18 protein-coding genes are annotated in these 20,901 nt (G+C 71.2%); 6 read left to right on the forward strand and 12 right to left on the reverse strand.

The window, feature by feature from the left end:
- Positions 1-18 precede the first annotated feature (18 nt).
- From ACFQ2D_RS00075 to ACFQ2D_RS00095, 5 genes are all read right to left on the reverse strand, one after another.
- Positions 19-759, reverse strand: a complete 741-nt coding sequence (locus tag ACFQ2D_RS00075; protein ID WP_280941263.1) for a polysaccharide biosynthesis protein — start codon at positions 757-759, stop codon at positions 19-21.
- A 36-nt stretch (positions 760-795) separates the two neighbouring features.
- On the reverse strand, positions 796-2,385 hold the full coding sequence (locus tag ACFQ2D_RS00080) for an XrtA system polysaccharide chain length determinant (protein ID WP_280941262.1): 1,590 nt from the start codon (positions 2,383-2,385) through the stop codon (positions 796-798).
- Positions 2,385-3,002: an XrtA/PEP-CTERM system exopolysaccharide export protein gene (locus ACFQ2D_RS00085; protein ID WP_280941261.1), complete on the reverse strand. Its 618-nt coding sequence runs from the start codon at positions 3,000-3,002 to the stop codon at positions 2,385-2,387. Before ACFQ2D_RS00085 ends, ACFQ2D_RS00080 begins: the two co-directional genes overlap by 1 nt.
- Positions 3,003-3,084: 82 nt before the next feature.
- On the reverse strand, positions 3,085-4,092 hold the full coding sequence (locus ACFQ2D_RS00090; RefSeq protein ID WP_280941260.1) for an NAD-dependent epimerase: 1,008 nt from the start codon (positions 4,090-4,092) through the stop codon (positions 3,085-3,087).
- A gap of 20 nt (positions 4,093-4,112) precedes the next feature.
- Positions 4,113-5,402, reverse strand: coding sequence for a nucleotide sugar dehydrogenase (locus ACFQ2D_RS00095; protein ID WP_280941259.1), 1,290 nt, complete (start codon positions 5,400-5,402; stop codon positions 4,113-4,115).
- A gap of 168 nt (positions 5,403-5,570) precedes the next feature.
- On the opposite strand from ACFQ2D_RS00095, the gene galE reads away from it, so the two are divergent.
- The gene (gene galE / locus ACFQ2D_RS00100) at positions 5,571-6,584 is read left to right on the forward strand and encodes a UDP-glucose 4-epimerase GalE (protein ID WP_280941258.1); all 1,014 of its coding nucleotides are present in this window, start codon (positions 5,571-5,573) and stop codon (positions 6,582-6,584) included.
- On the opposite strand, the gene ACFQ2D_RS00105 is transcribed toward galE, so the two are convergent.
- The 4 genes from ACFQ2D_RS00105 to ACFQ2D_RS00120 all read right to left on the reverse strand — a co-directional run bounded on the left by ACFQ2D_RS00105 (position 6,572) and on the right by ACFQ2D_RS00120 (position 9,961).
- On the reverse strand, positions 6,572-7,426 hold the full coding sequence (locus ACFQ2D_RS00105) for an alpha/beta hydrolase family protein (RefSeq protein WP_280941257.1): 855 nt from the start codon (positions 7,424-7,426) through the stop codon (positions 6,572-6,574). The two genes, galE and ACFQ2D_RS00105, sit on opposite strands and share 13 nt — an antisense overlap.
- Positions 7,423-8,238, reverse strand: a complete 816-nt coding sequence (gene thiD / locus ACFQ2D_RS00110) for a bifunctional hydroxymethylpyrimidine kinase/phosphomethylpyrimidine kinase (protein ID WP_280941256.1) — start codon at positions 8,236-8,238, stop codon at positions 7,423-7,425. Before thiD ends, ACFQ2D_RS00105 begins: the two co-directional genes overlap by 4 nt.
- Before the next feature lie 316 nt (positions 8,239-8,554).
- On the reverse strand, positions 8,555-9,214 hold the full coding sequence (locus ACFQ2D_RS00115) for a C40 family peptidase (protein ID WP_386795539.1): 660 nt from the start codon (positions 9,212-9,214) through the stop codon (positions 8,555-8,557).
- Positions 9,215-9,370: 156 nt separating this feature from the next.
- Positions 9,371-9,961, reverse strand: a complete 591-nt coding sequence (locus ACFQ2D_RS00120) for a C40 family peptidase (protein ID WP_280941254.1) — start codon at positions 9,959-9,961, stop codon at positions 9,371-9,373.
- A 71-nt stretch (positions 9,962-10,032) separates the two neighbouring features.
- Between ACFQ2D_RS00120 and ACFQ2D_RS00125 the strand changes: the two genes are divergently transcribed.
- The 4 genes from ACFQ2D_RS00125 to gorA all read left to right on the forward strand — a co-directional run bounded on the left by ACFQ2D_RS00125 (position 10,033) and on the right by gorA (position 14,561).
- Positions 10,033-10,515, forward strand: a complete 483-nt coding sequence (locus ACFQ2D_RS00125; RefSeq protein WP_280941253.1) for an FKBP-type peptidyl-prolyl cis-trans isomerase — start codon at positions 10,033-10,035, stop codon at positions 10,513-10,515.
- 138 nt (positions 10,516-10,653) lie between these two features.
- Positions 10,654-11,907: a DUF418 domain-containing protein gene (locus ACFQ2D_RS00130; RefSeq protein ID WP_280941252.1), complete on the forward strand. Its 1,254-nt coding sequence runs from the start codon at positions 10,654-10,656 to the stop codon at positions 11,905-11,907.
- Between the two features lie 36 nt (positions 11,908-11,943).
- The gene (locus ACFQ2D_RS00135) at positions 11,944-13,200 is read left to right on the forward strand and encodes an NAD(P)/FAD-dependent oxidoreductase (RefSeq protein WP_280941251.1); all 1,257 of its coding nucleotides are present in this window, start codon (positions 11,944-11,946) and stop codon (positions 13,198-13,200) included.
- Positions 13,197-14,561 (forward strand): glutathione-disulfide reductase, encoded by a 1,365-nt coding sequence (gene gorA / locus ACFQ2D_RS00140; RefSeq protein WP_280941250.1) that lies wholly within the window; start codon positions 13,197-13,199, stop codon positions 14,559-14,561. Before ACFQ2D_RS00135 ends, gorA begins: the two co-directional genes overlap by 4 nt.
- Before the next feature lie 46 nt (positions 14,562-14,607).
- Here gorA and ACFQ2D_RS00145 read toward each other — a convergent pair whose 3' ends face one another.
- Positions 14,608-15,597, reverse strand: a complete 990-nt coding sequence (locus ACFQ2D_RS00145; RefSeq protein WP_280941249.1) for a glycoside hydrolase family 43 protein — start codon at positions 15,595-15,597, stop codon at positions 14,608-14,610.
- A 134-nt stretch (positions 15,598-15,731) separates the two neighbouring features.
- Here ACFQ2D_RS00145 and hutG point away from each other — a divergent pair, with 134 nt between their 5' ends.
- Positions 15,732-16,514 carry an N-formylglutamate deformylase gene (gene hutG, locus ACFQ2D_RS00150; RefSeq protein ID WP_280941248.1) on the forward strand — a complete coding sequence of 261 codons (783 nt, stop codon included), beginning with the start codon at positions 15,732-15,734 and terminating at the stop codon, positions 16,512-16,514.
- Positions 16,515-16,524: 10 nt separating this feature from the next.
- On the opposite strand, the gene ACFQ2D_RS00155 is transcribed toward hutG, so the two are convergent.
- Both ACFQ2D_RS00155 and ACFQ2D_RS00160 read right to left on the reverse strand, forming a co-directional pair.
- Positions 16,525-18,957: a glycoside hydrolase family 127 protein gene (locus ACFQ2D_RS00155; RefSeq protein ID WP_280941247.1), complete on the reverse strand. Its 2,433-nt coding sequence runs from the start codon at positions 18,955-18,957 to the stop codon at positions 16,525-16,527.
- Between the two features lie 61 nt (positions 18,958-19,018).
- On the reverse strand, positions 19,019-20,743 hold the full coding sequence (locus ACFQ2D_RS00160) for an IlvD/Edd family dehydratase (RefSeq protein WP_280941246.1): 1,725 nt from the start codon (positions 20,741-20,743) through the stop codon (positions 19,019-19,021).
- Between the last annotated feature and the right edge of the window lie 158 nt (positions 20,744-20,901).

Here is a 20,901-nt window from a genome sequence, read left to right on the forward strand (position 1 = left end):
CGGTTCATGCCGCTGCCTTCAGTAGATGTTGTTGAACACGACGCCGGCGAGCTTGTCCGGGTCGAAGCTGGCGGCCGCCTCGTCGATGCGCTCGACCGCGGCCTGACCGTAGCCGGCGACCACGACGATCAGGTCGGCCAGGTCGGACAGGATGCGCGCGTCGGGCGAATTGAGGATCGGCGGGCTGTCGATGATCACGTAGCGCCCGGCGTCGGTGCCGCGCAGCGAGTCGACCATCATGCGCATGCGGCTGGAGCTGAAGTACTCGCCGGCGGTCTCGCGCGGACGGCCGCTCGGGACCAGGGTCAGGCGCGGCAGCCCGGTGTCGTACTGGATCGCCGACAGGTCGGCGACGCTGCCGTCGAGGTAGTCCATGACCCCGCCACCGGCCACGTCCACGCCGAGGGAGGCGTGTTGCACCGGATGCAGGGCGTCGCAATCGACCAGCAGCACGGTCTTGCTCTCGTCGAAGGCGAATGCCGCCGCGAGGTTGCGCGCGACGAAGCTGCCGCCGCAGCCCGGCTGCACCGGCGCCACCAGGATGACCAGGTTGCGGTCCTGCCCCAGCGCCAGCAGCTTGGTGCGCAGGCTGCGGAAGGCGTCGGCCTGGGCGCGCACCGAATCGTTGCGGTGGATCAGCTTGCGCTCTTCGAGCACGACCGGCGACAGCGGCTGCAGGGCATCGCCGGCGCGGGCGATCGAACGTCCTCCCGCATGGTCCCCGGCGGGATGGTCGAGCGCATCTGGGCGTGCATTCACTAACGTCTGCTCCATGGGACGGGGTGTCACGGCGGCTCAGCCGTGGGACATCTTGTAGGCGTAGGTGAGCGCGTACAGCAGCAGCACCGCCACCACCATCGCGCCGCCCACCGACATGCGGGCCACCTGGCGGCGGCGCTCGCGCGGCGAGGGGTAGGCCGGGATCGTCGCCAGCAGCGGGTAGCGGCTCCGGGCCTCGATCAGCTGCGGGCTGCGCACGCGCGGGTCGAAGCGGACCAGCAGCCACAGCAGGCCCAGGGGGATCGCGATCGCGGCCAGCAGGCCGGCCGAGGCGATATGCACGAAGCGCAGGCCGGTCGGGCGCAGCGGCATCGTCGCCGGGTCCTGCACGCGCAGGGTCAGGCCGCGGTTCTCCTGGTCCAGGCCCATCGACACGCGGGCGTTCTCGCGCCGGCGCAGCAGGTCCTGGTAGATCTCGCGGTTGACCTCGTAGTCGCGGGTCAGCTCGGCCAGCACGCTTTCGGAGGCGGCGATGCGGCGGCTGCGGTCCAGTTCGCCCTGCAGCAGGCTTTCGGCCACGCCCATGCGCGAGGCGGTGGCGGCGACTTCACGGCGGGTCTGGGCCAGCTGGCTGCGCAGTTCCTGGTAGAGCGGATTGAGCTGGGAGTCCTCCGAACCGGTCCGCGACTGTCCGCTGGCGGCGCGGTCGCGCTCCTGCGCCAGCTGGCGCTGCACGTCCTCCATCTGGTGGCGCACGCGCAGCACGTCCGGATGGCGGTCGGTGAAGGTCAGCAGCAGGCGGTCGAGCTCGGCCTGCAGTTCGATCAGGCGGGTGCGGTACAGCGTCTCGCGGGTCTGCACCGAGGTGACCGCGGACTCGCCCGACAGCTGCGAGGCGATCGAGGCCTCGCGCGATTGCTGCTCGAGCAGGGCCATCCGGGTCTGCTCGACCTGGGTGCGCAGGGCCGAGATGCGCGAGTTCACGTCGGTGGCGCTGCCGGGCTGGGCGTCGGCGTTGCGCGAGCGGTACTCCTGCAGGTTGTTCTCCGCGTCGGTGAGCTTGCGGTGGTACTCCTGCACCTGCTTCTCGATGAACTCGTAGGCCTCACGGCTCTCGCGGCTCTTGGTGGCCAGGGTCTCGCTGATGAACAGCGCGCCGAGCATCTCGGTCACGCGGTGCGCACGCTCCGGATCGGTGTCGCTGTAGGTGATCTGGACCAGGTCGGCGCGCGGGCTGTTGACCAGGATGCGGCCCTGGACTTCCTCCATCAGTCGGTCCTTCTGCAGCGGACTCATGTTCGCCGCGTTGAAGCCGCCTTCCTCGATCACCTGGGTCAGCACGCGGCGACCGTAGATGATCTGGCGGGCCATGCCGGCACGGTCGGTGACGCCGGTCGGGACCGCGCGGCCCTCCAGCAGCGGCTGGATGATGTCGCTTTCCTGGGCCAGGATGGTGACCGAAACCTCGTAGTTGCGGCCGGCGACGAACAGGCCGATCACGAAGGTCAGCAGCGCCACCAGCGCGAAGATCGCGCACAGGGCGACGATGCGGCGGCGGCCTTCCTTCAGGACCAGCTTGACGTATTCGATGGGCGAGACGACCGGCCCCGCGGGCCTCGCGGCGGCGACCGCGCGCTGCGGCGCGGGCAGGATGTTCTGCTGCATCAGAATGCGCGCTCCGGCACGGTGATCACGTCGCCCGGGGCGACCTTGAAGTTGGTGCTGAGGTCGCCGCGGTTGATGATCTTGTCCAGGCGCACCGCGTAGCTCGTGGTCTCCTCGCCGGTCTTGCGGTACAGGCTGGAGCGGTCCGGGGCGGCGAACTCGTTGACGCCGCCGGCCGCGAGCACCGCGTCGAGCACGGTCATGCCCTGGCGGTAGGGGATCGAGACCGGCTGGCGCACCGCGCCGGTCACGCGCACGCGCGAGAGGTACTCGTGGCTGCGCAGGTCGGTCAGGATCACCGCCACCTGCGGGTCGCGGACGAAGGCCGAGAGCTTGTCCTCGATGTCGGCCGCCACCTCGGCCGGCGTGCGGTTGCCGGCGACGACGTCGCCGATCAGCGGAACCGAGATCTTGCCGTCCGGGCGGACCGGCACGGTGATGCCCAGCTCCGGGTTGCGCCACACGCTGACCTGGACGATGTCGTCCACGCCGATGGAGTAGTCCTCGACCGCCGCCTGGTCCTGCGCGGGAGGAGCCACGCCCAGGCCGCCGCCGCTGGCGCAGGCGGCCAGCAGGATGGCCAGCAGCATCACGATCAGTTGCCTCGACACGCGCATCTTGGGAATCCCCGTATGAAAATCCGATGCCACCAGTAACGGGGTTTTGCCCGAACGCCGGTCACGGCGCCGCCGGGCGGGTTCAGACTCCGTGGTAGTTGCGGTACCACTCCACGAAGCGCGCGACGCCGGTCTCGATGGTCGTGGCCGGCGCGTAGCCGGTGTCGCGCCGCAACGCCTCGACGTCGGCCTCGGTGTCGGGCACGTCGCCAGGCTGCATCGGCAGCAGGTTCCTTTCGGCCTTGCGGCCGAGGCACTCCTCCAGCACCTCGATGTAGCGCAACAGCTGCACCGGCTGGTGGTTGCCGATGTTGTAGACGCGATAGGGCGCGCTCGACGAGCCGGGGTTGGGCTGCAGCGGGTCGTAGGCCGGATCGGGTCCAGGCACCCGGTCCAGGGTGCGGATCACGCCCTCGACGATGTCGTCGACGTAGGTGAAGTCGCGGGTGTGGTGGCCGTGGTTGAAGACGTCGATCGGGCGGCCTTCCAGGATGTTCTTCGTGAACAGGAACAGCGCCATGTCCGGCCGGCCCCAGGGCCCGTACACGGTGAAGAAGCGCAGGCCCGTGGTCGGCAGGCCGAACAGGTGGCTGTAGGTGTGCGCCATCAGCTCGTTGGCCTTCTTGGTCGCCGCGTACAGGCTGACCGGGTGGTCCACGCTGTCCTCGACCGCGAACGGCAGCTTGCGGTTGGCGCCGTACACCGAACTCGACGAGGCGTAGACCAGGTGCTCGACGCCGCCGTGGCGGCAGGCCTCGAGGATGTTGGTGAAGCCGACGATGTTGCTGTCGATGTAGGCGTGCGGGTTCTCCAGCGAATAGCGCACGCCGGCCTGGGCGGCCAGGTTGACCACCCGCTGCGGACGGAAGTTGGCGAAGGCGCGCTCGAGCGTGCCGCGGTCTTCCAGCGCACCCTTGACGAAGGAGAAGCCGGGCCTCGGCAGCAGCCGGTCCAGGCGCGCCTGCTTGAGCGCCGGGTCGTAGTAGTTGTTGAGGTTGTCGAAGCCCAGCACCTCGTCCCCGCGTTCGACCAGGCGGTGGCTGAGGTGGGAGCCGATGAAGCCGGCGGCGCCGGTGACGAGGACGCGCATGCGCAGGGCCCGCCGCGGGATCAGAGGCAGCCGTCGACGGCGTCGCGCGGCAGGGCGCGCTTGACGTCGAACACCACCGAGCCGGGCTTGCCGAAGGCGCGCACGCCGTCGGCGCCCAGGGCCACGAACTGGCGGTGCGAGACCGCCAGGATCACCGCGTCGTACTGGCCCTGTGCCGGCTCGGCCACCGGCGAGATCCCGTACTCGTGCTGCGCCTGCGCGGGCGAGACCCAGGGATCGTGCACGTCGACCGCCACGTTGTAGGTGCGCAGCTCGTCGATGATGTCGGTGACGCGCGTGTTGCGCAGGTCCGGGCAGTTCTCCTTGAACGCCAGCCCGAGGATCAGCACGCGCGCGCCTGCGGTGTGCAGGCCGCGCTGCTGCATCAGCTTGACCACGCGCTGGGCGACATGGCCGCCCATGCTGTCGTTGATGCGGCGCCCGGCCAGGATCACCTCGGGGTGGTAGCCGATCTGCTGCGCCTTGTGGGTGAGGTAGTAGGGGTCCACGCCGATGCAGTGGCCGCCGACCAGGCCGGGGCGGAAGGGCAGGAAGTTCCACTTGGTGCCGGCCGCCTCGAGTACCTCGTGGGTGTCGATGCCGAGCCGGCCGAAGATCAGCGCCAGCTCGTTGATCAGCGCGATGTTGACGTCGCGCTGGGTGTTCTCGATGACCTTGGCGGCCTCGGCCACGCGGATGCTGGACGCCTTGTGGGTGCCGGCGGTGATCACGCTGGCGTAGAGCGCGTCGACGAAGTCGGCCGCGGCCGGGGTGGAGCCCGAGGTCACCTTGAGGATGGTTTCGAGGCGGTGTTCCTTGTCGCCGGGGTTGATCCGCTCGGGGCTGTAGCCGGCGTGGAAGTCCTCGTTGAAGCGCAGGCCCGACTCGCGCTCGATGATCGGCACGCACACTTCCTCGGTCGCGCCCGGGTACACGGTGGACTCGAAGATCGCCACGCCGCCGCGCGAGATCGCCCTGCCGACGGTGCGGCTGGCCGATTCCAGCGGCCGCAGATCCGGGCGCTTGTACTCGTCGATGGGCGTGGGCACGGTGACGATGAACACGTTGCAGCGACGCAGCGCCTCGGCGTCGGCCGTGCACTCCAGGTGGGTCGAGGCGCGCAGCTCCTCTTCCGACATCTCCAGCGTCTGGTCGTGGTGGCGGCGCAGCTGCTCGACGCGCGCGGCGTCGATGTCGAAGCCCACGGTGGGATAGGTGCGGCCAAAGGCGGCGGCGAGCGGCAGGCCGACGTAGCCCAGCCCGATCACGGCGATGCGGATGTCGTTGCGTTCGGGAAGCGGAGCGGTCATCGGTCGGGCCGTCTGTCCAGAAAAGGTGAGGGTTGCATTCTAGGCGCGGCCGGGTGGCCGGACGCACGGGGCGCGACTTGGCAGAACGTCGAATGCGCCCGCATGCGGCCAGCGCGCGCGGCGCCGAGGTGTCGGATAATGCCGCCGGCACACACCGGACCTTGCAGCATGCGCATCCTCGTCTTCGGCGGTACCGGCTACATCGGCAGCCACACCTGCGTCGAACTGGCCGCGCGCGGCCACGACCTGGTGATCGCCGACAACCTGAGCAACAGTTCGGAGAAGGTGCTCGACCGGCTGCAGGCCATTACGGGCCGGACGTTCGACTTCTGCCGGGTGGACCTGCGCGACCGCGACGCCACCTTCGGCCTGCTTGCCGGCGGCGGCTTCGACGCGGTCATCCACTTCGCCGCGCTCAAGGCGGTGGGCGAGTCCTGCGAACGCCCGCTCGACTACTTCGACAACAACATCGCCGGGACCCTCAACCTGCTGCAGGCGATGCGGCATGCGCAGGTGTCGCGGTTGGTGTTCAGTTCCTCGGCCACGGTCTACGGCGACCCGGAACGGGTGCCGGTGGACGAGGACGCGCCGCTCAGCGTGACCAACCCCTACGGCCGCACCAAGCTGGTGATGGAACAGCTGATCGGCGACCTGTGCGTCGCCGATCCGGGTTTCCAGGCGGGCATCCTGCGCTACTTCAACCCGGTCGGGGCGCATGCGTCGGGACTGATCGGCGAGGATCCGAGCGGCGTCCCGAACAACCTGATGCCCTACATCTGCCAGGTCGCGGTGGGCCGGCGCGAGCGCCTGAGCGTGTTCGGCGGCGACTGGCCGACGATCGACGGCAGCGGCGTCCGCGACTACATCCACGTGGTCGACCTGGCCCGCGCCCATGCCGACGCGCTGGACGCGCTGGCGCGCACCGGCACCGGGTTCACCGTCAACCTCGGCACCGGCTCCGGGGTGAGCGTGCTGCAGCTGGTGCAGGCGTTCGAGCGCGCCAGCGGCCGCAGCATCCCGCATGCCATCGTCGCCCGCCGTCCGGGCGATGTCGCCGAGGTGTACGCCGATCCGGCGCGCGCGCATGCGCTGCTGGGCTGGCGCGCCGAGCTGGACGTGGACGCGATGTGCCGCGACGCCTGGCGCTGGCAGTCGATGAACCCCGACGGCTACGCCAGCTGAGCGCAGAGCCGGTCGGCGACGCCGGCCGGTTCCCGCATCCAGGCGTAGTGGTCGGGCCGCGTGCCGGCGGCAACGGCGTCGAGGCACTCCACGCGTGCGGCGGCCCTGGGCATCTTGCCCAGCAGGAAATCCAGCGACCCGCGCGGCGCCAGCCAGTCCTGCGCCAGCAGCAGCGCGTGGACCGGCCTGACCACGCCGGCCAGGGCCGCCTCGAGGTCGGTGGCCAGTCCCTCCGCCGCGTAGCGCCCACCGATGGCGGTGCGGGCCCAGTCGTCGATCACCTGCACGGCCTCGTTGCCACCGAAGCCGATGCGGCGGCCGGGCAGGGCACCGTTGATCCGCGCCAGCCACGGCAGGAACCGGTACGCCAGCGGCAGCCAGGCGCGGTGCGGCATGGGGAACGCGCGCCAGTACGGCGCACCGCTGGCGACCAGCCACAGCGCGTCGGCCGCGCCCGGCGCCAGCGCCAGGCGGCAGCAGGCGAGCTGGCCGCCGAGGCTGTGGCCGCCGACGATGCGGGGCGGGCTTCCGGACAGGATCCGCTCGACCGCGGCCTGGCTCGCCGGGATGTCCTGCACCAGCAGTTCGCGATAGCCCCAGTCCACCCCGTGGCCCGCGCGCAGGGTGCTGCTGCCGTGACCCCGCCACTCGTGCACGAACACCGCGACCCCGCGCGCGGCCAGCGCCTGGGCGAAGGGAAGGTAGTGGCGCGCCGCCACGCCCAGGGCAGGCAGCCAGAGCAGGCTGCGCCTTGGTGCCGGCGGGATGCATGCCAGCAGGTGCCAGCCATGGCCGTCGGCCGCGCGCACAGCGTGCTCGCTGGCGACGGGGGGCGGGTTCACGCCTCCGGCCCCCGGGCGCCGATGTGGTCGAGCACGCGCACCTCGCCGCGCCCGGGCCGGTAGCCCTGCCGCAGGGCGCGTCCCACGTAGTCCACGGCTGCCGCAGTCGCCTGCGCCGGTGTCAGGCCCAGGCACAGGTTGGCGGCGATGGCCGAGGCCAGGGTGCATCCGGTGCCGTGGCCTTCGATCGGCAGGCGGGGGTGGGTGAACGTGGTGGTGCCGGTGCCGGTGGCCTCGCGATAGCGGTCGACCACCAGCGCGCCCTCGTCCAGGTGGGCGCCCTTGAGCAGCACCGCCTTCGATCCGGTGGCCAGCAGCCGCGCCAGGGCCTGCTCCGCGTCGGCGGGGCTGGCGATGCGCAGCCCGGACAGCAGCTCGGCCTCGGGGATATTGGGGGTGAGCACGGTGGCTTTCGGCAGCAGCCGAGTGCGTAGTGCCTCCAGTGCATCCTCGGCCAGCAGGCGGGCGCCGGAGGTGGCGACCATCACCGGATCGACGACGAGCGGGACCGGTCCGTACGCGTCCAGCGCGTCGGCGACGGCACGGATCACCTCGGCGGTGGCCAGCATCCCGAGCTTGACCGCACCGACGTGGAAATCCTCGAAGCAGGCGTCGATCTGCGCACGCAGGAAGTCGACCGGCGGCACGTGCACGGCGGTGACGCCGCGCGTGTGCTGTGCGGTGAGCGCAGCGATCGCGGAGAGGCCATGCACGCCATGCGCGGCGAACGCCTTGAGATCGGCCTGGATACCGGCACCGCCGCCCGAATCGGAACCGGCGATGGTAAGAGCGGACACGGGGGAATCTGACATCGCCCCATTGTGCCCCGTGACGCGAAGGCGCGCGCTCCTTGCGACCGGGTCCCCTGCCGCCTCCGCGGGCCAAGGAGGGAGACGGCAGTGCCGCGAGGGCCCGTGTTCACTCCCTTCCCCCGCTTGCGGGGGAGGGAGAAGGCAGAGCGGCGACGGTCGCGAATATTTGCTCCCTCCCCCGCGCCGCGGGGGAGGGTTGGGGTGGGGGCGACAGGTCGCCGCGTGGCCCCAGCGCGCCTTCGGCGCGTTCGCCGCCCACCCGCCAGCAAAAAGGCCGCCCGGAGGCGGCCTTCCGAAGACATCGGGGCGGCGGGGCTCAGCTCTCGGTGCCCAGTCCCGCCACGCGGCGCGCCTGCAGGAACTTGCCGGCCCAGTAGCCGGTGTCGAGCTGGGAAACCGTCACGTCGCGGCCGGTACGCGGGGCATGCAGGAAGCGGCCTTCGCCGATGTAGATGCCGACGTGGTCGACACGCTTGCCGCGACGGCCGAAGAACACCAGGTCGCCCGGCACCAGGGAACCGCGATCGACCTTCTCGCCGTCCTGCGCCATCTCGCGCGAGACGCGCGGGAGGTCGATGCCCAGGGCGGTGCGGAACACGTAGCCGACCAGCCCGCTGCAGTCGAAACCGGCCTCCGGCGAGCTGCCGCCCCAGCGGTAGGGGGTCCCCAGCAGGGCCAAGCCGCGCTTGACCAGGGTCTGCACCCGACCCTCTTCCTTCGGCGCGGACGCCGCGGGGGCCAGGGCCGCCTGGGCGGCGATCAGCTGGTTGACGTCGCTGGCGAACAGCACGTCCTGGCTGGCGGGCCGCATGGCGCCGGCGACCAGGTTGGTAGTGACCGAGGACGCGGGACCCGGGGCGTCGGCCGAGTCGCCGGCAAGGCCGGGACCGGCAAAGACGGGGAGGGCGCTGGCGGCGAGCAGGCAACCGCAGAGGGCTGCGATCTTGCCCGGTCCGGCCGGAAGGGAGCGATGGATGGTGCGGCCGGACGGGGCGCTGGCTGTCGTCACGCGGGCTTCACTTGGAACGGAACAGCGGCGGAGTTTGCCCGAGTGAAGATGTTGTGATGTTAAATGCGGGTTAGACAAACCTGTCCAAGTGGGTGATTCCGCTCACAAATTGCAACGCCCCGTTCATTGCAGGACGCGCCGGGCCCCGCTGTAGTGGCGTCGCCAGTAGCTTCCGTCCAGATGATCGAGGCGTACGGTGCCTCCCGTGCTGGGGGCATGGACAAAACGTCCCTCGCCCACGTAGATGCCCACATGCGTGACCTGGTTCCCGCTTCCGAAGAAGACCAGGTCGGCCGTGGCCAGCCGGTGGGGCTCGATCCTGGGCCCCTGGTAGCTGGCCAGCTCACGCGAGGTGCGCGGCAGGCGCAGGTCGAGCATGTCCCGGAACACGTAATTGACCAGGCCGCTGCAGTCGAAGCCGCCCTCCGGGGTGTTGCCGCCATACCGGTAGGGCGTGCCGACCAGGCTGATCGCGCGCATGAGCACCGCATTGGCGGCGGCCGGATCGGCCGGCGTGGTCGCCGGCCAGTCGCGCGCGGGCACGGTTGCGGCCGGGCGAGGGGTGGGGCGGACGTCCCCGCCGCCGCAGGCGGCGAGCAGCAGGGCGGCGGCGACCAGCGCGAGCCCGGCCCCGATTGGCGTTGCCGTGCCCGAGTCCGGATAATGGCCGGCTCCGTCGCCCGACGGCAGGAAGCGTTCGCGTGGCGGTGTCATGCGCGGCATCCTGCCCGGGCGGTTTCCTCCAGACAAGCCGCGGCGACCGCCGCGCCCCGCAGCGAGCCGCCATGAAGATCGAGAAAGACCGCGTCGTCCGTTTCCACTACACCGTCTCCGAAGTCGGCCAGCCGGCGCTGGAGTCGTCGAAGGAGCGCGGCGAGCCGCTGGCGATCCTGGTCGGCCACGGCAACATCATCCCGGGCCTGGAGAAGGCCCTCGACGGTCGCGAGGCCGGCGAGTCCTTCGGCGTGGACGTGCCGGCGGCCGAGGCCTACGGCGAGCGCCGCGACGGGCTCACCCAGCGCGTGCCCAAGAAGCACTTCGGCGCGCAGCGGCTGGCGCCGGGCCAGCAGGTGGTGCTCAACACCAACTTCGGCCCGCGCGCGGTGACCGTGGAGAAGGTGGGCATGAGCGTGGTCGATGTCGACCTCAACCACCCGATGGCCGGCAAGGACCTGCACTTCGACATCGAGATCGTGGACGTGCGCGAGGCCGAGCCGGTCGAGATCGAGCACGGCCACGTGCACGGCGAAGGCGGCCACCAGCACTGACCTTGCCGCCGCTGCGCGACGCTCCTCGCGCAGCGGCTTCCAGCGGCTGGACGCCGCGACGCTTCGGCCAGGCGTATCCGTCCTTGGCGGCGGCGGCCGTTTCCGGCGATCCTTGCGTGCGACGCACAGGGGACGCCAATGACGCAGCTGCACGAACGCGGCCCTGGCGGGCCGCCCGCCTTCGCGCCCATCGATGCCGGCCAGCGCATCCAGGCCATGGACGTGGTTCGTGGCTTCGCGCTGCTGGGCATCTTCCTGATGAACATCGAATGGTTCGGCCGGCCGATGCAGGAAATGGGTTCCGGCATCGATCCCTCGGCCACCGGGATCGACCATGCCGCCGCCTGGGCGGTGCACGCCTTCGTCGCGGGCAAGTTCTGGGTGCTGTTCTCGCTGCTGTTCGGGATGGGCTTCGCGGTGATGTCCAGCCGCGGCGGCCACGGCCCGGCCTTCCGCGGCCGCTACCTGTGGCGATGCCTGGTGCTGCTGGGCTTCGGCGTGCTGCACGCCGTGCTGCTGTGGCCGGGCGACATCCTCCATGCCTACGCGATCACCGGCCTGCTGCTGCTGGCCTTCGGCGAGATCTCCAGCCGCGCGCGCCTGGTACTCGGCATCGGGCTGTACGGCGTCATGGCGCTGATGATCGTGTTCAGCGGCGGCCTGCTGTCGCTGGTGCCGGCCGATGAGCTCGGCGAAATGACGGCGATGGCCGCGCAGATGGAAACCGACGCGGCCCGGGCCGTCCAGGCGTATGCCCACGGCAGCTACCTGGACGTGGTGGCGCAGCGGGCGCGCGACTTCGCCAGCGTGGCCATGCAGGGCCTGGTGATGACGGTGCCGATGGCGCTGGGCGTGTTCATGCTCGGCGCCTGGCTGGTGCGGTCCGGACGCGTGCACGACATCGCCTCGCAGCGCGGCTTCTACCTGCGGCTGGCGCTGTGCGCGCTGCCGGTGGGCACGGTATTCGCGCTGATGGCGATGTCGGTGGGCACCAGCTTCGACGGCATGCGCGAGATGGGGCCGATGCTGCTGGCGAACGGGCTGATGATGCTCGGCAGCCTGCCGCTGGCGCTGGGCTACTTCGCGCTGCTGGTGCTCGGCCTGGGGGTTCCGGGCCTGTCGCGCGTGCTGGGCTGTCTGGCGCCGGCCGGGCGCATGGCGCTGACCAATTACCTGCTGCAGTCGCTCATCGCCTCCACGCTGTTCTATGGCTACGGTTTCGGACTCGGCGGCCAGATCGGGCGCGCCGGCCAGGTGGCGCTGGTATTCGTGGTGTTTGCGCTGCAGGTGCTGGCCAGCCACTGGTGGCTGGCGCGCCATCGCTTCGGGCCCATGGAATGGCTGTGGCGCTGGTTCACCTACGGCGCGCGCCCGCCGATGCGGCTGGCCTGAGCCCGCCGGCCGCAGCGCGGCCGTTACACTCCACGGATGCCCGAACGCAGCGACATCCTCGTCATCGGCGCCGGCGTGTCCGGCCTGGCCACCGCGCTGTGCCTGCTCGAACGCGGCCGCAGCGTCCGCGTGATCGACGCCGGCCGGGTCGGCGGCGGCAGTTCGCACGGCAACTGCGGCACGCTTACGCCCAGCCACGCCGGCCCGCTCCATGCGCCGGGCACCGTGGCCAAGGCGCTGCGCTGGATGCTGACGCCGGACGCGCCGTTCTACGTGCGCCCGCGCCTGGATCCGGTGCTCTGGGAATGGATGCTGCGCTTCGCCGCGCGCTGCAATCCGCGCGACTGGAACGCGTCGGCGCGGCCGCGCGCCGCCATCCTCAACGCCTCGCGCGACGCATTCCCCGACTGGATCGCGGGTCACGGCATCGACTGCGAATTCGCCGAACCCGGTGCCGACTGCGTGTTCCGCGATGCGGCGCAGATGGAAGCCTATGTGCGCCAGCTGCCGGCGCTGGCGGAGATGGGCATCGAATCGCAGGTGATCGATGGCCGGGACTACCTCGCGCAGGAGCCGGCGCTGCTCGACGGCGTGGTCGGTGCGGTGCATTACCCCGGCGATGCGCAGCTGCGCCCGGACCGCTATGTCGCCGGACTGGCGCAGGCGGTGCTGGCGGCCGGCGGCACGATCGAGACCGGGTGCCAGGCCTCGGCGGCCGGCCCCGACGGCAATGGCATGCGCGTGCAGACCACGCGTGGCGAGCGCCTTGCGCGCGAGGTCGTGCTGGCGACGGGGGCGTGGTCGCCGCTGCTGGCGCGGTCGCTGCGGTTGCGCTGGCTGCGCAAGGCGATGCAGCCGGGCAAGGGCTACTCGATCACCTTTTCGCGTCCGGCGCTGGTGCCTCGCCGGCCGATGACGCTGTTCGAGCGCAAAGTCTGCGTGACGGTGTGGGAGGACGGCTTCCGGCTGGGCAGCACGATGGAGTTCTCCGGCCACGACGCCACGCTCAACCGGCGCCGCCTCGACGCGCTGGCGCGCGGCGCCGCCGAGTACCTGCGCCAGCCGGTGGGGGAGGCGGTGCGCGAGGAGTGGTACGGCTGGCGGCCGCTGTCCTGGGACGACCTGCCGATCATCGGGCGCGCGCCCGGGCAGCCGCACCTGTGGCTGGCGACAGGCCACGGCATGCTCGGCGTGAGCATGAGTCCTGCCACCGGCCGCCTGCTGGCCGAGTTGATGACCGGCGAGCCGCCGCACCTCGACCCCGTGCCGTATTCCCCGGAGCGATTCGCATGAGCCGGCAGGATCTCGATTTCGACCTGGTGGTGCTGGGCGGCGGCAGCGGGGGCCTGGCCGGCGCCTTCCGCGCCGCGGCGCATGGCGCGCGCGTGGCCCTGCTCGAGCCGGGCGAACTCGGCGGCACCTGCGTCAACGTCGGCTGCGTGCCGAAAAAGGCGATGTGGCTGGCCGCGGAGCTGGCCGACCACGTCGCGCTGGCCTCGCAACTCGGTTTCGACGTGCCGGCCTCGGCCTCGCTGGACTGGCCGACCCTGGTCGCCAGCCGCCAGCGCTACATCCACGGCATCCACGCCAGCTACCGCCGGCGCCTGGACGGTGACGGCATCGTGCTGCTGCCCTCGCGCGGCCGGCTGCTCGATGCGCACACGGTGGAATGCGGGAACGGCACGCGCCTGCGCGCGGCCAACATCCTGGTCGCCACCGGTTCGCATCCGCAGCGGCCGGACGTGCCGGGCGCGGCACTGGCGGAAGTCTCCGACGATTTCTTTGCCCTGCACGCGCCGCCGGGCCGCGTGGCCCTGGTCGGCGGTGGCTATATCGCCGTGGAGCTGGCCGGCGTGCTGCAGGCCCTGGGCTGCCGCGTCGACATCCATGCGCGCAGCCAGCGCCTGCTCAGCCACGCCGATGCGGAACTGGCGGAACGCCTGCAGGAGAACTACCGCCAGCAGGGCATCGGCCTGCGTTTCGGATTCGATCTCGCGGCGATCGAGGGTGAGGCCGGCGCGCTGCGCCTGCGCGACGCGGCCGGGAACGCCAGCGACGCGTACGCGCACGTGTTCCTCGCCACCGGGCGCGTGGCCAACAGCCGCGGCATCGGCCTGGAAGAGGCGGGCGTGGAACTGGATGCGCGCGGCGACATCGTGGTGGATGCGTGCCAGCGCAGCAGCGTGCCGCACATCGCCGCGGTCGGCGACGTGACCGGCAAGATGACGCTGACGCCGGTGGCGATCGCCGCCGCGCGTCGCGCCATGGATCGCGTGTTCGGCGGACAGCCCGGGGCGCGCCTGGACTACGACAACATCCCCACCGTGGTGTTCTCGCATCCGCCCGTGGCCGGCGTGGGCCTGACCGAGGCGCAGGCGCGCGAGCAGCATGGCGATGGCGCGGTGCACGTATACCGCAGCGTGTTCCGGCCGATGCGCCAGGCGCTGGTCGATCGCCCGCAGCACAGCCTGTTCAAGCTGGTGTGCGTGGGCGAGGAGCGGCGCGTGGCCGGCATCCACCTGCTGGGCGAGGGCGCCGACGAGATCCTGCAGGGCTTCGCGGTGGCGCTCAAGCGCGGCATCACCCTGGCCGACCTGCACGATACCGTCGCGATCCATCCCACCAGCGCCGAGGAAGTGGTGCTGATGCGCTGAGTGCAGCGTGCCGCCGCCGGCTCCGGCGGCGACCGTTCGCCGAGTCTCAATGCCTGCGCGGCACCGACACGCCCTCGCGGGTGTGCTCGATCGGCACGATGCCGCCGTCGGCGTCGTAGTACAGGTGTTCGACCGCCACCGCGCGGCGGCCGAGCGCGCCGCCCTGGTCGCCCACCGTCAGCACGCCGTTGTGGTAGAAGAAATACCACTGGCCCTTGAACTCCACGATCCCCGGATGGATGGTGAAGCTGTTCTCCGCTGGGCCGCTGATCTCGCCGCGATACTTCCAGGGGCCGGTGATCGCCGGCGCGGTGGCGTAGGAGACCAGTTCGTCCTCCGACACCGACTTGTCCATCGAGGCGTAGGTCAGGTAGTAGGTGTCGCCGCGCTTGTGTACCCACGGCCCTTCGACGTACTTGGGCAGTTCGGCCTGCAGGATCGGACCATCGAGTTCGACCATGTTCGGCTTGAGCCGCGCGTAGTAGAAGTTGGCGTTGCCCCACATCAGCCAGGCCGTGCCGTCGTCGTCGATGAACACGGTCGGGTCGATGTCGTCCCAGGTGTGCGGGCCCTGCGGCGTCATGTCGTTGCTCACCAGGGCGCTGCCGCGCGCGTCGACGAACGGGCCGGTGGGGCTGTCCGATACCGCCACGCCGATGGCCTTGCCCGGCCGGGTCTGGTCGTGCTCGACGGTGGTGTAGAAGTAGAACTTCCCGTCCTTCTCGATCGCCTGGGAGGCCCAGGCGTCGCGGCTGGCCCACTTGAAGTCGGTCGGCTTCATGACCGCGCCGTGGTCGGTCCAGCGGGCCATGTCGGTGGTCGAATACACCCGCCATTCGACGATGTTGAACATCTCGTCGCCGCGGGCCATGTCGTGGCCGACGTAGAGGTAGAGCGTGTCGCCTACGACCAGCGGCGCCGGGTCGGCGGTATGGCGATCGGTGAACAGCGGATTGGCGGCGGCGGCACCGGGCGCCGGAGCGGTGGTGGAACAGGCGGCCAGCAGGAGGCAGGGGATCAGCAACAGCTGTTTCATTGGAAAGTCCGGTCGAGGGAGCGCCAGGGACTGGGCGCGAAGAGGGGGGCATGTTGGAGGTCGGCACGCGTGAACTGCGCCTCGTGGCGCGGGTCCCGCGACCGCGCCTGGCGCACGCCCGTACAATCCGGGTCATGGACATCTACACCCTGCATCGCGGCACCGCACCGCTGCTGGTCAGCCTGCCGCACGACGGCACCCTGGTGCCGGACGGCATCGCCGCGCGGCTGACGCCGGATGCGCGGCGCGTGCCCGACACCGACTGGCACATCGCGCGCCTGTACGACTTCGCGCGCGCACTTGGCGCCTCGGTGCTGGTGCCGCGCCATTCGCGCTACGTGATCGACCTCAACCGCGGCGAGGACGACGTCTCGCTGTACCCGGGCCAGAACACCACCGGACTGTGCCCGCTGGTGCGCTTCGACGGCGGGCCGGTCTATCTCGACGGTCAGGCGCCGGACGAGGACGAGGTGCGCGCGCGGGTGGAACGCTACTGGCGGCCCTACCACGAGGCGCTGCGCGGCGAACTCGAACGCCTGCATGCGGCGCACGGCCGGGTGGTGCTGTGGGAAGGCCATTCGATCCGCGGCGAGCTGCCGTTCCTGTTCGAAGGACGCCTGCCCGACCTCAACCTCGGGACCGCGGGCGGCGCCAGCGCGGGCGAGCGCCTGCGGCGGCGGCTGGAAGCGGCGCTGGCGGCGCAATCGCGCTACGACTGGGTGCACAACGGGCGCTTCCGCGGCGGCCACATCACCCGCCACTACGCCGATCCCGCGCGTGGCATCGAGGCGGTGCAGCTGGAGATCAGCCAGCGCGTGTACATGGACGAGGCGTCGTTCGCCTGGGACGCGACGAAGGCCGCGCAGGTCCAGCCGTTGATCCGCGCGCTGCTGCGCGAAGCGCTGGCCGGCGACTGAGCGCCATGGCCTAGTCACCCGTCGCCTCCAGCAGGCGCAAACCGAACAGTCGTGGCGTCCGGCGGCCGCCGCGCGCGACGAAACGAACCGCGATACCGTCGCGTCGCGCCAGCGCGGACAGGTCGGGCGGAAGCGCCACCTGCCGCAGGCGGAATTCGTCGGTGCCCGTCCCGGAGATGTCCACCGTCGCCAGCCTGCGGTCCGCGACCTCGACGTCCATCGCGACGTTCCAGTCGCCGCCGAACAGTTCGAGCGCCAGCGCGAGCGGCGCATCGCCGGCAGCTTCGCGGTGGGCCCGCAACCGGTAGCCGAACCAGGCGCCGGCATCGCGCCAGGCGCGGCCCATCAGCATGCCCGTGTTCGACTCGCGCCCTTCGTAGGCGTGGTCGACCTCGGGCTGCTGTTCGCCCGGCTGCACCTGGTCGAGCGTGCGCGCCTCCAGCGCCTGGCGTTCGCGCTCGCTCGCCTTGATCGCCGCCACCACGGCCGGATATTCCGCCGGCGTGGTGGTGCGCCAGTAGACCATGTAGCGCGCGTCGTGCACGCGGAAGAGGGGCTCCAGTCGCAGCGTGCGGAACGCACCGGGACGGATCAGCGCCGACGCGTCGAAGGCCAGCGGCTCGCCGGGTACGGGACGGATGTGCCTGGCCAGGTCGGCGCGCTCGCCGACCAGCATCGGCGCACCGTCCAGCGGCAGGTACGGCCCGGGCGCGATGTGGCTGCCGCGGCCGTCGTCGGCCACCAGGCCTTCGATGGCGTCCGCGCCGGTGCGCGCGGCCAGCGTCAGTGGCCCGTGCATCACCGCGACCCAGTCCGAGCCGTCCGGCAGGTTCTCGATCCGCGTGGCCATCGGCAGCTCGACGGCGACCTCGTCGCCGTCCCGCCAGTCCCGCGCGACCACCGCCATGCCGCCCGCCGTCGAATCCAGCGGCCAGCGCCGGCCATTGACGCGCACCACTAGGGGACCCTGCAGCCATTGCGGGTGGCGCAGCTGCAGTGCGAATGCCTGCGGGCGCTCAAGCTGCAGGCGCAGGCGGCTGCCCGCTTCGTCCGGAAATCCCGTGTCCTGCCGCAGCACCAGGCCGCGCTCGCGCCAGTGCAGGGTCGATGCGACATACAGGTTCACCGCCAGCGCATCCTCGCCCTTCGCATAGACGAAGGCGCCGTGCCGGCCGTGGTTCTCCATGCCGGTGCCCACGCAGCACCAGAAGCACTGCTCCGGCTGCGAGTAGACGCGGTAGTGGCGCGGCCGGATCGGGGTGAAGTAGACCAGGCCGCCATGCCCGGGATGCTGGGTGGAGAGGATGTGGTTGAACAGCACGCGCTCCTGGAACTCCGGGTAGCGCGGATCGGGCCGCAGGCGATGCAGCAGCGCCGCCAGGCGGAGCATGTTGTAGCTGTTGCAGGTTTCCGGCCCCTCGCGCGAGGCCAGCATCGGCGAAAAATCATCGGCCGGATGGAAATGCTCGCGTGCGCTGTTGCCGCCGAAGGCGACGCTGCGGCGCAGGGCCACGGTCTCCCAGAAAAAGCGGGCAGCATCGATCCAGGCCGGCTCGTCGTCGAGCTCGCCGATGCGCGCGAAGCCGATCACCTTGGGAATCTGGGTGTTGGCGTGCAGGCCATCGAGCCGGTCCTCGCGGCGCAGCAGCGGATCGAGGATGGCGCGGTGGCAGAAGCGCCGCGCCAGCGCCAGGTAGCGCCGGTCGCCGGTGATGGCGGACACGTCGGCCAGCACCTCGTTCATGCCGCCGTGTTCGGTGTCGAGGATGCGCTGCAGCCTGTCGTCGTCGAGCCCGGCGACGAGTCCCCCGCACCAGTCGGCGAAGCGCACCAGCAGCTCGCGCGCCCGCGCGTTCCCGGCCACCAGGTGCGCATCGCGCAGGCCGGCGAACATCTTGTGCAGGTTGTAGAACGGCACCCAGGCGCCATCGAGCGAGAAGGCCTCGGCCTCGAACGCACCCGAGGCGACGCGGTCCCACAGCCGGCGCCCGTTGGGCACGCCGCCCAGGTAACCATCGCCGTTGGCTTCCTGCACCTCGGCCAGCGCCTGCACCATCGCGTCCAGGCGCCGGCGCAGCTCGTCGTCGCCCTGCGCCGCCTGTTGCGCGAGCGCCGAGAGGTAGTGGCCTGCGGTATGGCCATCCAGGCCCATCGATTCCCAGTTCGGATATTTCGGCGCGGGCGAGGGCAGGCCGGCCTCGATGCGATACGGCGCGAGCAGGCGGTCGACGTCGAGCGCGGCCAGGTAGCGGCGGTTGAGCGCGTTCGCGTGCGCGAACGGTCCATCGGAGAGGCGTATGTCCGCAAGCGGGAAGGGAACGGCGGCGACCCCAGGGCTTGCCGATGCGAAGCCGGGCAGGGCGCCGGCTGCCGGCAGCATCAGTCCCGCGCCGGCGGCGGCGAGCAGGCGACGGCGCTGCGGCGATTGGATCGGCTCGTGCATCAGCGGCTCCCGCGCAGGCAGGCCGGCGGCAGCAACCGGGACGCGCGCGAAGCGCGAAGCCTCAGTGCGAATCCCCGGCGACGGTGTCGCCGCTGCCGCCCACCAGGAAATCCAGGTCGGCGCCCAGGTGCGCCTGCTGCACGTGGTCGACGTAGAGCTTGCTCCAGCCGCGCGCGGGCGCGGGCGGCGGCGTCCAGTCGGCGCGGCGCCGGGCCAGCTCCTCGTCGGCCACGTCCAGGTGCAGGCGGCGGGCTTCCACGTCCAGCTCGATGATGTCGCCTTCGCGCACCAGCGCCAGCGGCCCGCCTGCGGCCGCCTCGGGCGAGACGTGCAGCACCACGGTGCCGTAGGCGGTGCCGCTCATGCGCGCGTCGGAGATGCGCACCAGGTCGGTGACGCCCTGGCGCAGCAGCTTCGGCGGCAGCGGCATGTTGCCGACCTCGGCCATGCCCGGATAGCCGCGCGGGCCGCAGTTCTTCAGCACCAGGATGCTGTCGGCGTCGACCTCCAGCGCCTCGTCGTCGATGCGCGCCTTGAAATCGTCGATGTCCTCGAACACCACCGCGCGGCCGCGGTGGCGCAGCAGGTGCGGCGAGGCGGCCGATGGCTTGATCACCGCGCCGTCGGGCGCCAGGTTGCCGCGCAGCACGGCGATGCCGGCCTCGGGGCGAAGCGGCTCGGCCAGCGGCCGGATCACGTCTTGGTTCCAGCACGGCGCGTCGGCGATGTTCTCGCCCAGCGTGCGGCCGTTGACCGTCATCGCGTCCAGGTCGAGGTGCGCGGAAATCTCGCGCAGCGCCGCCGGCAGCCCTCCGGCGTAGTAGAAATCCTCCATCAGGTACTGGCCCGACGGCTTGAGGTTGACCAGGCACGGCAGGCGCGAGCCGATCGCGTCCCAGTCGTCGAGCGTGAGCTGCACGCCCAGGCGCCCGGCGATGGCCAGCAGGTGGATCACCGCGTTGGTCGAACCGCCGATCGCCGCGTTGGCGCGGATCGCGTTGGCGAAGGCCTGGCGGGTGAGCACCTTCGACATGCGCAGGTCCTCGCGCACCATTTCCACCGCGCGGCGGCCCGACAGGTGCGCCAGCCGGAAGCGGCGCGCGTCGACCGCGGGAATGGCCGCGTTTTCCGGCAGCGACATGCCCATCGCCTCGACCATGCAGGCCATCGTCGAGGCCGTGCCCATGGTCATGCAGCTGCCCTTGGAGCGCTGCATGCAGGCCTCGGCCTCGTTGAATTCCTCCTGGCTGAGGGTGCCGGCGCGCACCATCTCCGACATCTCGATCACGCCGGTGCCCGAGCCCACCGGCTTGCCGCGCCAGTTGCCCGACAGGGAAGGCCCGCCGGACACGCCGATCGTCGGCAGGTCCACGCTGGCCGCGCCCATCAGCAGCGAGGGGGTGGTCTTGTCGCAGCCCATCAGCAGCACCACGCCGTCGATGGGATTGGCGCGGATCGATTCCTCCACGTCCATCGAGGCGAGGTTGCGGAACAGCATCGCGGTCGGGCGGATCTGGGTCTCGCCCAGCGACATCACCGGGAACTCCAGCGGCAGGCCGCCGGCCTCGTACACACCGCGCTTGACGTGCTCGGCCAGCTCGCGGAAGGAGCTGTTGCAGGGCGTGAGCTCCGACCAGGTGTTGCAGATGCCGATCACCGGCCGGCCGTCGAACATCTCGTGCGGCAGCCCCAGGCCCTTGAGCCAGCTGCGGTAGTAGAAGCCCTGCTTGCCGTCGCGCCCGAACCACTGCTGGCTGCGGCGTGCCGGCTTGTTGGGTGCGCTCATGCGGTCGGCGATCCTGCCCGTGTAAGGAATGTCCGGCCGCGCCCGCAGGCGGTCACGGCGATGCGGGAACGATGCTACCGACGCGATACATGCGCGAAAAATAACAATTGCGGGGGTATCGATACCCGTCCCTGTATGCCGCTGCGCCCCAGACGTCG

Origin of the sequence: Luteimonas composti, from assembly GCF_042678665.1 — a bacterium.
GTDB classification, from domain to species: domain Bacteria; phylum Pseudomonadota; class Gammaproteobacteria; order Xanthomonadales; family Xanthomonadaceae; genus Luteimonas; species Luteimonas composti.

Bases quoted from the DNA above. Each gene is read 5' to 3' on its own strand.
- ACFQ2D_RS00145 (WP_280941249.1), bottom strand. From the start codon at position 15,597: ATGAAACAGCTGTTGCTGATCCCCTGCCTCCTGCTGGCCGCCTGTTCC.
- gorA (WP_280941250.1), top strand. From the start codon at position 13,197: ATGAGCCGGCAGGATCTCGATTTCGACCTGGTGGTGCTGGGCGGCGGC.
- ACFQ2D_RS00085 (WP_280941261.1), bottom strand. From the start codon at position 3,002: ATGCGCGTGTCGAGGCAACTGATCGTGATGCTGCTGGCCATCCTGCTG.
- galE (WP_280941258.1), top strand. From the start codon at position 5,571: ATGCGCATCCTCGTCTTCGGCGGTACCGGCTACATCGGCAGCCACACC.
- ACFQ2D_RS00160 (WP_280941246.1), bottom strand. From the start codon at position 20,743: ATGAGCGCACCCAACAAGCCGGCACGCCGCAGCCAGCAGTGGTTCGGG.
- ACFQ2D_RS00095 (WP_280941259.1), bottom strand. From the start codon at position 5,402: ATGACCGCTCCGCTTCCCGAACGCAACGACATCCGCATCGCCGTGATC.
- ACFQ2D_RS00125 (WP_280941253.1), top strand. From the start codon at position 10,033: ATGAAGATCGAGAAAGACCGCGTCGTCCGTTTCCACTACACCGTCTCC.
- ACFQ2D_RS00155 (WP_280941247.1), bottom strand. From the start codon at position 18,957: ATGCACGAGCCGATCCAATCGCCGCAGCGCCGTCGCCTGCTCGCCGCC.
- hutG (WP_280941248.1), top strand. From the start codon at position 15,732: ATGGACATCTACACCCTGCATCGCGGCACCGCACCGCTGCTGGTCAGC.
- ACFQ2D_RS00080 (WP_280941262.1), bottom strand. From the start codon at position 2,385: ATGCAGCAGAACATCCTGCCCGCGCCGCAGCGCGCGGTCGCCGCCGCG.
- ACFQ2D_RS00120 (WP_280941254.1), bottom strand. From the start codon at position 9,961: ATGACACCGCCACGCGAACGCTTCCTGCCGTCGGGCGACGGAGCCGGC.
- ACFQ2D_RS00135 (WP_280941251.1), top strand. From the start codon at position 11,944: ATGCCCGAACGCAGCGACATCCTCGTCATCGGCGCCGGCGTGTCCGGC.
- ACFQ2D_RS00130 (WP_280941252.1), top strand. From the start codon at position 10,654: ATGACGCAGCTGCACGAACGCGGCCCTGGCGGGCCGCCCGCCTTCGCG.
- ACFQ2D_RS00090 (WP_280941260.1), bottom strand. From the start codon at position 4,092: ATGCGCGTCCTCGTCACCGGCGCCGCCGGCTTCATCGGCTCCCACCTC.
- thiD (WP_280941256.1), bottom strand. From the start codon at position 8,238: ATGTCAGATTCCCCCGTGTCCGCTCTTACCATCGCCGGTTCCGATTCG.